General features: G+C 65.9%; 12 protein-coding genes. 2 read left to right on the top strand and 10 right to left on the bottom strand.

Annotation, left to right across the window (positions count from 1 at the left end; all coding sequences use genetic code 11):
- Positions 1-188 precede the first annotated feature (188 nt).
- Positions 189-1,598: a discoidin domain-containing protein gene (locus LGN10_RS00775; protein ID WP_226221224.1), complete on the top strand. Its 1,410-nt coding sequence runs from the start codon at positions 189-191 to the stop codon at positions 1,596-1,598.
- Positions 1,599-1,722: 124 nt separating this feature from the next.
- Here the strand turns inward: LGN10_RS00775 and LGN10_RS00770 are convergent, their stop codons facing one another.
- From LGN10_RS00770 to LGN10_RS00725, 10 genes are all read right to left on the bottom strand, one after another.
- Complete coding sequence (locus tag LGN10_RS00770) at positions 1,723-2,820, bottom strand: glycosyltransferase (RefSeq protein ID WP_226221223.1); 1,098 nt, start codon at positions 2,818-2,820, stop codon at positions 1,723-1,725.
- Entirely contained in the window at positions 2,817-4,040 is a 1,224-nt protein-coding gene (locus tag LGN10_RS00765) for an EpsG family protein (RefSeq protein ID WP_226221221.1), read from the bottom strand. Before LGN10_RS00765 ends, LGN10_RS00770 begins: the two co-directional genes overlap by 4 nt.
- Complete coding sequence (locus tag LGN10_RS00760) at positions 4,037-4,978, bottom strand: glycosyltransferase family 1 protein (protein ID WP_226221219.1); 942 nt, start codon at positions 4,976-4,978, stop codon at positions 4,037-4,039. The genes LGN10_RS00765 and LGN10_RS00760 overlap by 4 nt, the downstream gene beginning before the upstream one ends.
- Positions 4,975-5,505: a serine O-acetyltransferase gene (locus tag LGN10_RS00755; RefSeq protein WP_060968424.1), complete on the bottom strand. Its 531-nt coding sequence runs from the start codon at positions 5,503-5,505 to the stop codon at positions 4,975-4,977. Before LGN10_RS00755 ends, LGN10_RS00760 begins: the two co-directional genes overlap by 4 nt.
- 4 nt (positions 5,506-5,509) lie before the next feature.
- Positions 5,510-6,700, bottom strand: coding sequence for a capsular biosynthesis protein (locus tag LGN10_RS00750; RefSeq protein WP_226221217.1), 1,191 nt, complete (start codon positions 6,698-6,700; stop codon positions 5,510-5,512).
- Positions 6,697-7,980: a lipopolysaccharide biosynthesis protein gene (locus tag LGN10_RS00745; protein WP_226221215.1), complete on the bottom strand. Its 1,284-nt coding sequence runs from the start codon at positions 7,978-7,980 to the stop codon at positions 6,697-6,699. Before LGN10_RS00745 ends, LGN10_RS00750 begins: the two co-directional genes overlap by 4 nt.
- Positions 7,977-10,208 carry a GNVR domain-containing protein gene (locus LGN10_RS00740; protein WP_226221213.1) on the bottom strand — a complete coding sequence of 744 codons (2,232 nt, stop codon included), beginning with the start codon at positions 10,206-10,208 and terminating at the stop codon, positions 7,977-7,979. The genes LGN10_RS00745 and LGN10_RS00740 overlap by 4 nt, the downstream gene beginning before the upstream one ends.
- Before the next feature lie 61 nt (positions 10,209-10,269).
- Positions 10,270-11,451 carry a polysaccharide biosynthesis/export family protein gene (locus tag LGN10_RS00735; protein WP_226221211.1) on the bottom strand — a complete coding sequence of 394 codons (1,182 nt, stop codon included), beginning with the start codon at positions 11,449-11,451 and terminating at the stop codon, positions 10,270-10,272.
- On the bottom strand, positions 11,451-12,506 hold the full coding sequence (locus tag LGN10_RS00730; protein WP_226221207.1) for a sugar transferase: 1,056 nt from the start codon (positions 12,504-12,506) through the stop codon (positions 11,451-11,453). The genes LGN10_RS00735 and LGN10_RS00730 overlap by 1 nt, the downstream gene beginning before the upstream one ends.
- A gap of 247 nt (positions 12,507-12,753) precedes the next feature.
- Positions 12,754-13,644 (bottom strand): helix-turn-helix domain-containing protein, encoded by an 891-nt coding sequence (locus LGN10_RS00725; protein ID WP_226221206.1) that lies wholly within the window; start codon positions 13,642-13,644, stop codon positions 12,754-12,756.
- Positions 13,645-14,549: 905 nt separating this feature from the next.
- On the opposite strand from LGN10_RS00725, the gene LGN10_RS00720 reads away from it, so the two are divergent.
- Positions 14,550-16,418, top strand: coding sequence for a M60 family metallopeptidase (locus LGN10_RS00720; RefSeq protein ID WP_226221205.1), 1,869 nt, complete (start codon positions 14,550-14,552; stop codon positions 16,416-16,418).
- Positions 16,419-16,464 lie beyond the last annotated feature (46 nt).

Below are 16,464 nucleotides of genomic sequence, written 5' to 3'. Positions count from 1 at the left end.
GATCCGCATGTTTTGTGAGCGCTCTGATCCTGTTCTTTCGTCTGACAAGCGGGCATCCTCTCGCAAGCTTTGTTCCCGCTGTCCGACCGATACGGAATTCACGCTGCCCGACCGCGAATCCGTGACGCCCGCGCGTGTCGCGCGAGTCCTTTTCTGCGGCGTCCTTACCTTACCCGAAAGCATCCAGCGTGAAACTGAAGACCCTCGTCGCCGGCCTCGTGGCCGGTATCGCCCTCAACCTGTTCGGCGGCGTCGCAGCCGCAGCCTGCGTCAACAATCCCGCCGCCCAGCCGAACGCGACGTTCCCCGCCGCGCTCACCGGCAAGCTCGTCTATCACAGCTACGTCAAGTACGGCGACGGTACGAGCCAGCTTTTCCTCTACGACTTCGCCGCCCATACGCTGACGCAGCTCAGCAAGAGCGCGTGGGGCATCACCGATCCGATGAACGGCGTGTTCAGTCCTGACGGCAAGTGGCTCGCGTTCATGGGCATCAGCAACGGCGCATGGAACGTGTTCATGCTGCAGCTCGGCGCGGGCACGCCGCCCGTCAACATGACGCACAGCACGGGCGCCACGCGCAACGAGGATCCGAAGTTCAGCACGGACGGCAAGACGCTCGTGTTCAAGCAGAACGGCGACGTCAAGCAGGCGACGCTGTCGTACACGAGCGCGGGCCCGGTGTTCACGTCGGTGGTGAGCCTGACGAACGCACCGGCCGGCGCCGAGTACTCGATGCCGTTCCTCGCGCCGGACGCGAGCGCCGTGTACTACGCGACCGGCACCGGCGCGAACATGGGGCTGATGAAGCGCACGCTCGCGACCGGCGCGACCGCCGTGTTCGATCGTCCGGCCGGGCTGCAGACGTACTACCCGACCGTGCGTGCGGACGGCATGGTGTACTACGCACGCTGGAAGGACAGCGGCGGGGCCGACCAGATCTATGCGAAGACGGCCGACCCGGCCTCGACGCCGAGCGCGCTCGCGCTCAACGACTGCATGAGCAACAACTCGGATCCGACGCCGGTCAGCGGTACGAACTACCTGTTCTTCTCGTCGACGACGGCGGGCGGCTATCAGCTGTACGTCGGCGACGTGACGACCGGGCAGCGCTGGAGCCTGTCGCAGTTCGGCGTGAATGCCGACGCGACGAAGGCGAAGCTCGGCGCGAACTACTACGGCGGCCCGGCCGTTACACGCACGCTGCTGTCGCAGGGGCGGCCGGCCGCGGCGTCGGCGAGCTACAACGCGTCGCTCACGCCGGACAAGGCCTTCGACGGCAACACGACGAGCACGCGCTGGGATTCGCCGGAAGGCGCGGGTGTCGATCCACAATGGATCTCGGTCGATCTCGGCGCGACGAAGGCCATCAACAGCATCGATCTGTACTGGGATGCGGGTGCGCTCGTCTACCAGATCCAGACGTCGAACGACAACGCGAACTGGACGACGATCTACTCGACGAGCAACGGCGTGTCGTACGGGCATGTGACGCTGCCGAACCTGAAGGCGCAGGGCCGCTACGTGCGGATGCTGGGCACGAAGCGGGCGACGCAGTGGGGGTATTCGCTCGACGAAATGCAGGTGTGGGGATCGTAAGCACCGGGCGAAGCGAAAGAGAAAGCGGACCGCATGCCGTCGAACCGGTTCGCCGAGCCGGACGGCGGCCTGCGCAGCACATGCAGGTGTGGGGCCGCCAACGAGACGGTACGGCGTCGACACATCAGCCGGGCGGCGACTCGTCGGCCGCGTCCGACGCGGCCCGTCCGTTGTAAAGCGCGGCGAGCTGTCGGAAAAATCGCGCGTCGCCGAACCGCACGCGGGCCGCGCGGCGAGCGGAGGCGCCGATCGCTTCGCACGCGCGCGGATCACCGGCAAGCCGTGCGAGCAGCGAGATGGCTTCGTCGGCAGTATCGAACAGTTCGCCCGTGCGGGCCGGATCGACGACGTCGACATTGCCGGCACAGCGCGTCGCGACGACTGGAAGACCGCATGCCATGGCCTCGATCACCGCGATCGGCATGCCTTCCCACGACGACGTCGACAGATAGATGTCGGCGCCGGCGAGCTGCGTCGCGACGGCGTCGTGCGGGAGCCAGCCGGTGACGCGCACGCCGGCCGCCGCGAGCCGAAGCCTGAGCGCCGGCTCACCGTCGCCGATCCACGTGAAATGGACGCGCGAGCCCCGCATGCGCTCCGCGATGTCGGCGAACAGGCCCGGATTTTTTTGTGGGCGGATGCCGCCGACCGTCACGATCTCGCACGCGTCGGTCGCGGCGCGGCGATGTAACGGTGCCGCCCGATAGTCGGTTGCGTTCTCCAGCAGTTCGACCGGCTGCATGAGGCACGACCGGATCGCGCGTTGCTCGCTGGCCGAGCACGCAACGTACAGGCAGCGCCTGACCGACGCGATGCGCTCGAGCATCACGAAAAGATGCCGCGTTGCCACCGACAGATCGCGGCGCATGAACGCGATGCAATGGGGGCTGTAAAGCAATCGCGTCTCGCCAAGCGCGCCCAGTGCGGCGATACGGCCGAGAAATCCCGCGCGGGACGAGTGCAGATGGACGACGTCCGGTTGCAGTCGGATGAGCATGCGGCGCAACGTCACGATCGACGTCAGGTCGCGTATGCTCGTCATTTGCACGCGGTGCAGCGCCACGCGCCGGTCGAACAGCGCGTCCAGTGCGGCGGGCGTCTCCGCGCGGCGCGAGTAGATGACATGCACGTCGTGCCCTTGCGAGGCGAAGCGGTTCGCGATCAGCCGGACGATCGATAGCGTGCCGGTCGCGCTCGACTCGACGATCTGGACGATTTTCATTCGAATTCCATCAGGAGATCGTGGTACAGATTGAACAGGCTCGATGTGAGGTACGCGTGGACGTTCCCCCGAAACAGCAACGGCTGGTTGTCGAGATTCTTTGCGAAGCCATATGCACCATAGCCGAGCGCGCCGCACAGCACGAACGCCTTGAACGGTCCACGGCGGATCTGCGACACGATGAGCGACAGCGTCATCAGCGCGATCACGAAGAAATAGATATAGACGCGCTCATAGACCTTCGTCATGTGCCGGGTGGCGACGAGCGCGACCGCCGCAACCGTGAGTGCGAGCAGGTAACGCTGCGTGGTGTCGATGGTTCGACGATCCGCCGCCGCCGGCCGCGGCCGGTTGCATTGCCACAATGCCCAGCACAGCGCGTAGAGCATGCATGCGAAAAGCGTCACGTTGAGCGTGTTGCCGCTTTCCCACGACGTGTACAGGCCGACCTTGCCGGACAAATACGAATCCGCCTTGTCGGGCGAGACAAGCGCGCTCCAGTCGCGACCCGACGCGACTATCGCGAGCACGCCCGCCGCCACCCCGACAGGTGCTGTCGGGCGCCCGACGCGGCACAGCAGCACGTATGGCACGGCGACCGCCAGCGCGGGAAGATGTGCGAGGCCGGCCAACGTCGCGTGGCAGGCGGCCTCCAACCGGCCACGCGACGATATCATCAGAAAAATGAACGGCAGCGCCATCGCCTGTCGAATCAGGTTCGCGTACGTACCGAAAAACGACGAAGCCGACAGGAACAGCAGCACGAAGAGCGGCAGCGCCCGATATCCGGCTTGCCACACGGCGATCAGAAGCAGCCCGAAGTAAACGTCGAACAGTACGAGAAATGCGCGGTCGTTGATGCCGAACAGCGTCGCCGCGGCATGAAGCGACGCGAACGACAGCAGCTCTGGCTGTTTGGCGAGGAACAGGTCGACGCCGAATGCGCGCATGTCGGCCATGAAGCCGAGATATTGCGGCTTGTCGTTGCCGAGCGTCGGTATCGGCAGCTTCAGCGCCACGAGCGGGCCGAGAACGACGAGCGCCGCGACGCACAGTACGGCGACCGCCGGCCGGGCCGGGTCCCGATCGCAGCCGACGAGCGTCAGAATCAGCAAGTAGCCGGCGAACGCCCAGAACGGCAACCACAGCGCCGCGATACATGCGCCGGCCGTCCATGCGAGTACGACGGCGTTGAACGTCGACGCCGTACCGTGCCTCATTGCCTGCTCCCGCGCGCGGCGGATGATTGGAGCCATTCGGCGACGCCGGACGCATCGATGACCGTGGGCCACGCCATATGCCGAAGACGCGCGGGGTCGTTCGGCTGAATCGAAGGGAGAGAGGCGGGCAGATCGTCGAATATCGCATTGCCTGCCATATGGCAGCGGATGCCGAGCAGCCGCGACAGCGTGGCGTGGGTCGCCGAACCGTTGCAGAGAATGCGCTTGCCGAGCGCCGCGTACTCGAGCAGTTTGGTCGGCGTCTGATAGCAGTGCGGGCGATGTGTCGGGAAATAGCACACCGCGTAGTCAGAGCGCGCGACCACACACAGCGCGTCGCGCTGGGGCAAGCGGCCGGCGAACGTAATGCCCGAAACGTTCGCGAACCGGGCGCGGATGCGCGGATCCGGTTCGCCGACGAGCACGAGCGTGTCCGCGGGCGAGCTGCGGTACTGTTGATACGCGCGCAGGACGTCGTCGAAGCGGCGCTCGACGCTCATCTCGCCGATATAGCAGAAGCGGCCGGCAGGTCCGGCGGGAATCGGTTCGTTCGCGAGCGCGAAGATCCAGTCCGGGACGCCCATCGGCAACAGACATGCCGGCGCGCCATCGCGAAACGCGAGCGTGTCGCGGAGTCGTTCGTTCTGAAAGATGCGCAGATCGGGCGTGGGCTGCCGATGGCGCTTGATCCAGTCCTTCACCGGCGCCAGCCGCCCGATCGACAACGATCGGTAATCGTGAATCACGAGGCGGGCGCGCAGCGCGCGCGGATAGAAGCCCATGATGCACCAGAGGATCCAGTCGCCCGGCGCGGCGAGCCGCGCGTGATCGTCGGGACGTCCGGATGCGACCTCGAAGCCGCGTGCGGTGAAGTACATGGTGTACGCATCGATTTCCGGGTAGTGCGCACGGCCCGGATGCAGGATGTAGATTTTCATCGTGCCGATTCCCGATGCACGATCACGCGTGCGGGTACGCCGATCGCGACGCCGCCGTCCGGAACGTCACGAACGACCACCGCGCCGGCGCCGATTCTCGCGCCGCTGCCGATCCGGACATGGCCGAGCACAATGCTGTTCGCGCCGAATTCGACGTCGTCGCCGACGATCGGCACACCGCTCGTCGACCCGTCCGCGCGCAGCGTGTTGCCGATCGTGACGCCGTGCCTGAGCACACAGCGCTCGCCGATCACGCAGAATCCGTTGACGACGAGCCCCGTGCCGTGAAAGAGCGTGAGCCCGCGGCCGATGCGGGTCTTGACCGGGATCTCGACGCCCATCAGCCAGTCGCACAGCACGACGTAAAGCGCGATGAGTGGTGCACCGGCAATACGTGTCGCGGTGTTGCGGCATGCAAGATAATGCGCGACCCGGAAGAACAGGACGATGCAGCGCGTCTTGACGAAGCGATTCCGGCGGTACTCGTCGATCATGGTGCCGACGGTGGTGCGAAGCGTGGTCGACATGGCATCAATCCAGCGAAAGAATGCGGCGTGCGGCCTGTGCCGGAATGGCGCGGGCGCCGAAATAATCGACGCCGTCGATCAGGAACGCGTGGATGTAGCGCAGCAGCCGATCGCGATCGAACGATCGGTAGAAGCAGCGCCCGAGCGGCACGACGCGCTTGCCGTACAACATCGCTTCGAGTCCGACGGTCGAGTTGATCGTGACGACGAGGCGGGCGTGCTTCACGAGGTCGACGGTTTTCGAGGTCGCGACATAAAAACCGTGACGTCGTTTCAGGTCGAGCACGGCATCGACCAGGGCTGCATTGCGTTCGGCCGGATGCACCTTGACGATCAGCGCCGCATCCTCATGGGCGGCGTAACGCAGCGCAATGTCGATTGCCTCCAGATTGTCCACTTCCGAATGCAGTTTCAGCTGCGTATCGTCCGACACCTGAAGCGGGAGGAACACGTAGCGCCGCGCGGCGAGCTCGTCGGCGTCCGGCGCGATGGTATGTCTGACGTCGACCGTTGCCGGGCGCGTGACGATCGCGTCCCGGGCGTTGCGCCCGACGCCGCGCGTGGCCAGTTTCATGCCGTAGTTCACCGTGGATTGCAGGATTGCGTGCAGTGAGGTGCCCGCTTGCGGCAGCGGGCGAGCCTTGTCACGCTCGTAGCGCGCGAGCCAGTCGCGATGCTGGTGTTCGTCCGGAAGCGGGAGATGGTCGAGTGCTGACGGGCAGCGTGCGATCGACGAACGGGCGTTGACGCCAAGCGTATCGGCGAACAGCTTGTCGGGCAAGTTCGAGATCTCCAGGAATTTCATCGGCACGCGGCGTTCGGCACAGACGTGGGCGATCGCCCGGCACACGAGCTGCTGACCGTTCCACATCACGCATTGCGCGATACGTTCGGTCGCGAGCAGCGTGGCGATGGTTCTGACGATGCCGGCCGATTCGCGCCCCGCCCGTTCGGAAGAAACCCGGCCATTGAGTACTTCGATCGCATCGTCGCAGCGCCAGTCCGAGTCGTCGGCGAGTGCGGCGGTCCGGCGATCCGAACGCAGGTAAACGGAACGGAAACCGGCTCGCAGAATCAGAAAATGCGCGAGCGGTTCGCTGGTGGCGAACGCGATCGGGAATTCGTCGCGCGCCGCCGCGGCAAGCCGGATCATGAAGCGATAGCGCTGCATCGAATCCACTACGAGCAGTCTCATTGTTGTCCTCCGTCAGGAATCGTTGCGTATCGGTGCGTCAGTGCGATGCCGAGCGCCATCATCGCGGTGCCGGAAAGGGCGAACAGGCTCAGGCTCGAGGCGAGCGACAACGCATGCCGGTGGGCGACCAGCAGCGTGCAGATCAACACGGCGCCGCACGAAAGCTGAAACAGAAAATCCGCGCGCTGTGCGCGAACGGCGAGAAATATTTGCGATAACGGCACGTAGACGATCTGCAGCGCGAATAGGGGAATGAGGCGGAACTGAAGATCCGCCGCGGGCAGCCATGCTTCTCCGATGCACAGCAGGACGAGCGGGCGGAACAGGGTGGCTGCGCCCAGCGCATAGAACAGCGCGATCGCGAACAGCACGCGTGCGTGGCGCGCGTAGGCCATGCGCAACGTGCGACCGCCATCGGCGCACGCGATCGCGGCAAGCGCGTCGCGGCGAAAGACCTGGCCGAGTGCGGCGCCGATCAATGAAACGGGAAAGAAACCGAACCGCCAGGCCGCGGCGAATTGGCCGGCTTCCTCCGCGGGAAACCACAGCGGAACCGTGATCGACAGTACATGGGTCAGCACGGCCGCGCACAGCGTGGCGGGCAGGATATAGGCGGGGAAGCGGCGATGCGTGCGGAAGAATCCCGTGTCGATACGAAGCGGATAACCGCACCGCCGGCCATGCCGGAAAATCGCCGCCAGCATGACGAATGCGACCGGAATGCCCGTCAGCACGTAGAGGTCGAACGGATCGGGCCGTGTATCAAGGCCAGCTTTCGGCAGTGCGAGCAACGCGACGGCAGCCAGCGCATTGACGGCGATCTTCGCCGCGGCTATCCACGCATAACCGCGCAGGCTGCCGAGATATCCGTTCGCCGCGAGCTGCAGGTTGACTGTCAGTGCGAACGCGATCAGCGCCGCGGATGCGGGATATCCGGCAACGTACGACATCGCGAACCAGCAGCCCGCGACGCAGGCGGCGAATGCGACGAGGGTCACGAGCGCTTCGAACGAGCGCCGCGGATCGTGGCTCAGGCATGCAAGATCGTAGCGTAGCGTCAGCAACGTACCGGCGAGCGTGCCGGTTGCCAGCTGGAAGTTGAATACTCCGAGGACGTCCGGGCCATAATTGCGCGCGACGTACGTGAGGTACGCGAAAAACGCGGCCTGTGCGACGACCGTGCCTGCGATGGAAGTCGCCGATTCCCGGAACTGCGATCCGGTTGCCGTGGTGGCGGCCGATACCACGGCGCCGATGCGGGAAGGGGCGCGAGATGTCATGACTTCGGTTCGCGGTATCGGGCGCGTCCGGCGCGAACGTGCGGGGCGGGCGTGACGTCGGGCCGCCTGTGCGGCATGCGCGGGTGGACGCCGTTCAGGACGATGCCGCCGATGTTCGCCCCGCTCGACGTCAATCGGTCGACCGCGTCTTCCAGTTGATTCAGCGTCGTGCGCCCGGCGTGCGCGACGAGCAGCGTCGTGTCCGCGACGCTGGCGAGTGCCGCGGCATCCGGTGCGGTGAGCGCCGGGCCGCACGCGATCAGCACGGCGTCGTAGTCGCGTGCGAATGCCGCGATGCGCTGCCAGACCGGCCGGCTCGTCAACCGGTCGGCCGCATGACCGCCGGTCGTGCCTGCCGTCAGCAAGTCGATGCCGTTCACGACGTCGCGAATCACGAGATCCGCCGGCATGCGGCCATCGGCGGCGATCTCCGACAGTCCGGGCGCACGGCCATGACCGCACGCGCGGCTCAGGCCGCCGCTGCGCATGTCGCCGTCGAGCACCAGCACACGGGCCGCCGCCGCCGCGTAGATCCGTGCGAGACGCATGACGACGAAGCGCGCGCCGGCGCGTTCGGCGGCGTCGGTCACGGCGACGATGCGATGCCCCGGCCCAGGGCGGAGATGCTCGAGCATCACGCGCAACGCGCGCAGGCTGTCGATCGCCGGATCGTCGTCGCGCCCGATCGCACGGCATGCCGGTGCATGTCCGGCGGCGCCCGCGAACGTTGGCGCGCACGCACTGAACGGCACGCTGACCAGCACGCGGACACCGACGCGATGCTCGATCGCCCGCGGGTCGGTCACACCGCGGCGCAGCAGCGCGCCGGCGATCGTGCCCACGCAGCCCGCGACGAGGCCAAACAGCGCCGATGCGATGACGATCAGCTTCTTTCTCGGACCGATCGGCTCCTCGGGTACGTCCGCGACATCGACGAGGCGTACGTTGCCGATTTTGCCCGCGCGCACCAGCTGGAGCTGCTGAATATTGTTCAGCAGCGCGGTGTAGAGGTCGGTATTGACCTTGACGTCGAGCATGCGGCGCAGCACCTGCTGCTGAAGATCGGGCAGGCGCCGGATTTTTTCCTCGGCCCGCCTTCGATCGCGATCGAGAACCGAGAGTTGGCGATCGATGGCGAGCACGTCAGCATGACCGGGCGCGTAGCGCGACAACAGCGTTTCGCGGCGTTGCCGGAGCTCGATCAGGCGCGACGCGTCGTCGGCCGCGTGGATCAGCGCGATCCTCGCTTCCTCGGCGAGATCGACGCTTCCCTGCTGGTTGCGCAGCGCGGTAAGGCGCGCTTCGGATTCGGTCAGTTGTGCTTTCAGGAACGGCTCCTGCCGCTCGAGGAACGACAGCGAGCGGGCCGCCTCGAGCGCCCGTTGCTCGGTGTTCAGCGCGACATACTGGCGACCGATCTCGTTCAATACTCGCGTGACGAGCACCGGATCGGTGCCGCGCAGCGTCGCGAAGATGACATCCGATTGCTTGACCTTTTCCCAGGCGTTCAAATCGGCGCGCAGCCGTTCGATGGTGCGGGTGCGCGAATGGCGCGCCAGCATGAAGCGGGCACCGGCGCGCGCATCGAGCGAGGCGACGTGCAGCACGATCTCGCCGCCCTGAACCGGAAATCGTTCAGGTCGCCCGATCCGCCCGTGGACGGGTGCGGGCAGCCCGGGTCCGGCGACCCGATAGCGGTCCGCGCCGAGCCGCGTCAGGGTGAAGCGCTGGTCGAGATACGCGTGCGGTATGTCGAACCCGGCGACGTCGATGCGTTCCTGCGCCCATGTGTAGCCGCCGTAACCGAACATGCCCGGCTCGGACAGGCCGGCAGTCTGTCGCGCGATCCATTCGCCGACGAGCGGGAAGCGTTCCGGCCGCGCGTCGATGAACAGGTTCAGCGCATCCACCGTGCGGGACAGGACGAGGCGGGAGGCCAGAATCTGGGTTTCGGCCGCCGCGGTCGATTTGACGTCGAACAGTGTGTAGATTTCGCCCAGCAGGCCGCGCGCGGCCCCCGCCTCGCTGCTGTCGACGATCTGGACGAGAATTTCCGCCTGATAGACCGACGGTGCGGCGACGATGTAGGCCGCGCCGGCCAATAGCGACGCGCATAGCGTGGCCGCGATCGTCCGTCTGTGGTCGAACAGCATTTCGAGTGTCGCGACGAATCGCGTGCCATCGGAAAACCGCTCTCGGGCGCCACGGCCGTCGCGCGTTTCGGTCATCGTCGCGCTCCCGGTTGGGCGACCGGCCGGCGCGTCGTGCGATACGAATCGGGTAAGCGCTTCATTTGGTTGCGATCGCTGCCGTCAAGCCTGCGTTGATCGCTGGCATCAACAGGCTCAGCACGCGATTGATCCGGACGAGGCCGCCGCCGTCGACGTAGACGATGTCCTGCGGTTCGAGCTCGAACTGATTCGCGAGTACCAGTGCGACCGGCGACGTCGCGTCGAGTCGATAGATGTCCGGCGTCGTGCGCGACGAGCCGCGGATGACGTACAACTGCGCGGCATCCGCGGTCGACTGGTTCATGCTGCCGGCCTGAGCGAGCGCATCGCTGAGCGTGAGCCGGCCGTTGCGGGACGGCACGGCCCGCCCCGGCTTGTTGACCTCGCCCAATACAAATACCGCGGCATCGTCGCGCGACGCAATGCGCAGCCGATCGCCGTCCTGCATCGCGATGCGAGCCGGATCGAGGTCGGGGCGCGCCGCGCCGGACAAATCGAGCCGCACCTCATTGCCGTCGCGGACGATGAAGATGCGGCTCTGGTCGGCCTGCGCGGAAAAGCCGCCGGCGCGGCCGATCGCATCGTGCAGCGTCGTGCGCGTATCGTTCAGCGCATACGAACCGGGCTCGCGAACTTCGCCTTCGACATAGATGCGCTTTGACCGGAACGACGCGACGCGCACCGTGACTTGCGGATTGCGGAACCATTGCGCGAGCCGTCCGGCGAGCAGCGCGCGAATGTCGCCGACCGTTCGTCCCGCCACGTGCAGTGTGCCGGCATAAGGAAACTGCAGCGTGCCGTCGGGGTCGACGACGAAACCGCCGGGCGCGTCGGCGGGGCGTGCCGGCGCCGACGAGTGGGGGCCGAATGCCTGCGCGAGTTCCGGATGATCCCATACGACGATTTGCAGCACGTCGCCGTCGCCGACCCGGTAGCCGGCGTCCGAGTCGGCCAGCAGGCGCGCGGCGTCCGACGCGGCGCGCCGGCTGTCGCGCCGCGTGGCGCGAATCAGTTCCGCGCCGATGTCATGAACGGCAACGGGAACCGGCGTGGGCGCGTTCGCCGGCACGTGATCGCGCGATGTGGCCGAAGTGTCCGGGGCGGCGGCGTTCGCCGCGATCGTCGGCGGCAACTGCATGCGCATGCCCGGCGCGGCGATACATCCCGCCAGCACCGCGCTCGCGACCGACAGCGCGATCGAGCGGTACGGCAGTCGGTTCTTGCTTGCGGGCGACGCCATCAATATGCACCCGTGCCGCGAACGACCACACCTACGGTCTTGAACAGAATGTGCAGATCGCCGCCCATCGACCACGTGCGCACGTAGCGCACGTCGAGCGCGACGCGCGATGCGTAGCCGATGTCGTTGCGACCGCTGATTTGCCACAGGCCCGTCATGCCCGGCCGCACGGCGAGGTAGTACGCAATGTCCGAACCGTAGCGCGACAGCTCCGCGCTGACGACCGGGCGCGGGCCGACGAGGCTCATGTCGCCGCGTATGACGTTGATGAGTTGCGGCAGCTCGTCGAGACTCGTGCGTCGCAGAATGCGTCCGGCCGTCGTGATGCGGGTGTCGCGTTTCAGCTTGAATTCGCGCGCCCATTCGGCGCGTGCCTGCGGATCGGTTTCCAGTAGCCTTTTAAGGTGCCGCTCCGCATCCGGCCTCATCGTGCGAAATTTCAGGCACCGGAAGGGGCGCCCGCGAAGCCCGATCCGCACGTGAGCATACAGGCACGGGCCGCCATCGAGCCGGACCGCAATCGCAATGACGGCAAGCACGGGCGAGAGCAATACGACGAGGACGATCGCGGCGATCAGGTCGAATACGCGTTTTGCGAGGCCGCCCACATGCGACGCGCGCTGGACGCGCGCCGCGGTCGTCGCGATGGCGCAGCCGCGATTCGTCGACGATGTGATCGGCGTGCGGTGCTGACCGGTGTCGAAGCCGGCGAGCGCGAGCGCACGTATGGTAAGCAGGCCGATACAGGTGGCCAGTGTCCAGCACGCGAACCACGCCGACGGCAGCGTACGTTCGTGATTCAGCGCGAGCAGCAGCGCGACGCAGCAGCCTTGCACGACGCCCCATGCGACGACGGTGCTGCTTAGCAGTCGCGCGGCGGACCGTCGCCGATCGTGCGTGTAAAGTCCAAACGCGGGAAAGACCGACAGCGAGAATGCGGCCGCGAGCGCGACTGGCATGCCGTCGACCCACGCGTCGGTTTCCGCGTCGATGCCGACGGCGACGGGCGCGACGGCGCCGGAAACGATCATCGACAGATCGACGATGCGTGGCATGACGGAAGGGCGAGAACGGATCGGGTCCATCGGTTGTGCTCCTGCAGAAAGCGCGCTCCGATCACCGGGTGACCGCGACCCTGTCTGCCGCGTGAAGCGACGTCGAGCATGGCGGGTCGCGGCAATCGCGTTGGAGATCGATACGGCGCGGGCCGGCGCCGGGCAAACGGCGCCGGGCATTCGCGAATCGGCCGGACAGCGATCGATCGCGATCGACGCGGAACCGGACCGATCTGCGTTTCGGCGCTTACCGGACGGCGGAATCGACGGGCGCGCGCGTCGTGTGCCGATACTCGGTTGGTGACATCTCCAGGTACTGGCGAAAGATCCTTGCCATCTGGTTTCCGCGGCTGAAGCCGGTGCGCCGGGCGATCTTGTCTGCCGGAAGGTCGCTATGCGTGAGCATCTGGCAGGCTTCGTCGAGGCGGACGCGTCGGACGAATTCCGACGGCACGACGCCAATTTCCTGCTTGAAGCGCCGCACGAAATTCCGCTCGCTCATCCGGGCGACCGCCGCGGCCTCCGCGATCGAGATGCGCCTGGTGTGGTTTTCTCGCAGCCAGCTCGCGGACCGATGGATCCGGCGGCTGACGTTCGCATCGCGCGTTGCCGCGCTGCCGCGGTCCATGATCGTGGGCAGTGTGCCGATGCACGCGTCGCGTTTTCCGCTGTCGACATCGCGGGCGGCCGGCGCGTTGCCTGCCGCATGGAAAGCCGGGCCGGTTGCGGGCGCGACGTCGCATGTATTGTCGGCGGCGTCGGGCGAACCGAGCAGGGTGACGGGCGGACGCGGCCGGCCCGGCATGCAGGCGTCGTCCACGGGTTCGAACGCGACGATGCACGTGAGGTGCTTGGCCTGAGTCGACAGCCGTTGTGTCCATACCGGTATGCCGGACGATGAGCGTACCGGGCCGCCCGTCGTCGAGAGCATCACGAATTCATATTCCGTCGGCCGGCTGGCCGACGCAGGGTCCTCGGCGTCGAGCCGCAACAGTGTCAGACAGAACCCCTCGACCTGTGTCAGCGAAAAGCCTTCGCGCAAAAACGCACCAACCCCGGCGCGCTGTCCGGTCATGTCCGCCTCGCTTGGACTGCCGTCCGGAACGTAGTGATGGCCGGCAACGACATCGTCGATCATGTCGCCATTCCTCTCTAGTTAGAATTCGAGCCGATCATATTCGGCGTGCATGGAAACGCAATGGCTGCTTATCGTTTTGTCGGTTTCGGGTACGAAGATGGCGGATTTCGTTTTGTAACGGGTGTATTTTTGTTTGCGATCCTATATAACTTAATCGTCGCATATACTTAATAGGTGAATTATCTCGAAATTGACGCGAGCCAATTTTCATTTCATGAGCGGGGTCGCGTTGAAATGCCGGATAAAGTCATTGCGGGATGAATAGGGGGCATGGCGGAATTTGTCGCGTGCACGGCTGCTCGTCGTTGGCCGACGGGCCGTGTGCCAGAAATTCGGGCGTCGGGCAATGATCCGGCTCGCATTTGCGTCAATCTGGTAATCGAGAGAGCCGGCGAACGACTCGACAGCAGCACGGCATTCGCTCGCCACGTATTTTTCTCCGGGCGGGCCGAACGATGAGTGGACGGGCGTTCGGCCCGGTTGCGCCAATCTTGTGGCCGTTAACGGTGGACGACTTTAATTTTGGCGGAAACCCAATATCGATTTCGAACTTGTCTCATATTGTCCGATGGATCGAATCGGTAATCTTCATGTGGCGTGGAATATCGTCGGTGCGTCGCTTGATTGGCGGCGTGAATTTGGGCCACTACGGGGATAGTCGAACGATCATGAACCAGCATCCATGTCGTCGGGCACGCCGCGCCGTGTGCGTGACCATCGTCGCGGCAACGTCGTTTTTCGTTTCGTCCATTCCGGCCGCCGCGCCGCGCGGGCCGCTCCCGGGCGGATGCGAGCCCGCGCTCCGCCAGTACGGCGATCCCGCCGAACTGCAGCGCGGACAACGGCGCGCGTTTCTGACGAGCCCGGTGCAGTCAACGGGTTTCTGGGCGCCGCGAGATGCCGCGTTGACGATTCAGGTTACGTATTGCGGGCCGCCACCCGAACGGCCGCCGGAAGTCTGGATCGAGTCGGTCGCGAGCCACGATCACCCGGCCGTCACGAGACAGCGGTACGTGCTTCGTACCGGGCTGAATACCGTTGCCGTCGAGCGCGGCGGCGTGATTTACTTCGTCGCGCGCAGTTGGCCCGGCGCGGGCCACGTCGCGGTCCGGCTGGTTGGCGGCGGGCGTCCGATCGCCCGATTCGTGCTCGGACGGGATCGGGTGATCGACTGGCCGGCGATACTGAACCGCGCGTCGGGCGAAGCCTACGCGGAACTCGTGGGAAGGAGCATGATCGTGACGATGCCGTTCGCGCTGGTGCGGGATCATGTCGCCGATCCGGAGCGCTTGCTCAACCGCTGGGATCAGATCGTTTCGCTCGCGGAGCAGCAATACGGTCTGGCGCGCGGCAACGTGTACCCGGGAAGCGCTACGCCGTTTCGTCACCACTTCGTCACGCTGCCGGACGCGGCGACAGGCAACGCGTCGGCGATGGATTACTGGCTCGGCGTGCGTACGCGCGATGCACGGGCCGCGTTGAACGTCGACGAGCTGGTGCGCGATGGCTGGACACCATGGTTGCAACTGGGCGTCCATTACCGGATGCCGGCAATGTCGTGGAGCGGCCAGCAGGACGCGGCGAGCCTGCTGACGCCGCTGTATGTGCAGCGCGCGCTCGGCCAGCCGTCGAAGCTCGTGGTCGAACGCGTGTGGGACAAGGTGCGCGCGCATCTGGACGGTTCGCAGGGCGATTACGATGCGCTGCGCGATCCGCTCGTGCGCGCGGCGATGCTGTGGCAACTCGATCTTGCGTTCGGGCAGGATTTTCACGCGCGGCTGGCGCAGCGTTACCGGTTGTTCGCCGCGGCTGAATTGCCGGTGAGCGACCAGCAGAAGCGTCGGACGTTCGTCGTCGAAGCGAGCCGCGTGGCGGGACGCGACCTGTTGCCGTTCTTCGACAAATGGCGTTTGCGCGTCGATGCGAAGACACGCGCGGACGTCGCGGCGTTGCAGCTCGCTTTCCTCGACAAGCCCGTCTGGGACAACCGGGACGATGCCGTGTCGCACACCTACACGCTTGCCGAACAGGCGCCGGCGGGACGCATCGTGATGCCGCGGGCCGTGATCGGCGGCCGCGGTTTTACCGTCGACGCGGAAGTCTCCAACGCGAACGGCCGTCCGCTTCAATATAAGTGGGATATTCCGCCCGGCTTTCGCGCATCGGCGGCGGCGGGCCCGCGCGTCATGCTGACCGCGCCCGTCGATGCGCTGCCCGGCGCACTCGCGCCGATTCGCGTGACCGTCACCGACGGCCGTGCCGCGACGACGCTGGGCGGCTCGATCCAGATCATCGGCGACGGCGGTCCGCTGTATGACGCGATGATGATCGGTGCATTCGGCAATGGCGTGCTACGGCAGTGGAGCGGCAATCGGCGCGGCACGGCAGGCGACCTGTACGTGTATTCGAATCCGTACCGGGTCACGCGCGACTACTTTCGGTTGATTGCTCCGGAATACGGCTATTTCCCGATCGATGGGACGAGCAACGCAGCGTGGCGCTACCTCGGCAGCTATAACGGAGAATCGTATTCGCCGTCGCGTGCGTTCGATCTGACGGTGCTCGCGAAGCAGCGCAAGGCGGCAATGCGCACATGGAGCGACTCGCGAGCCGGCGTGATCGGCGACATATACGGCTACGACAATCCGTATCGCAGTACCCGCGATTACTTCAGGCTCCTGAATGCCCGTTTCGGCTATTTCCCGGTCGACTGGACGAGCAACGCGGACTGGCAATATCTTGGTAGCTACGACGGCAGCCGGTATCGCCGGTAGATCGGGCGGGCAGGCGCAGCACGCGTTCGTATTGCGCGGGGCTCGT

Source organism: Burkholderia sp. AU32262, from assembly GCF_020419985.1.
GTDB lineage: Bacteria > Pseudomonadota > Gammaproteobacteria > Burkholderiales > Burkholderiaceae > Burkholderia > Burkholderia semiarida.
Note: the sequence above shows the minus strand (reverse complement) of the source record. Positions and strands in the feature narration are given on the sequence as shown.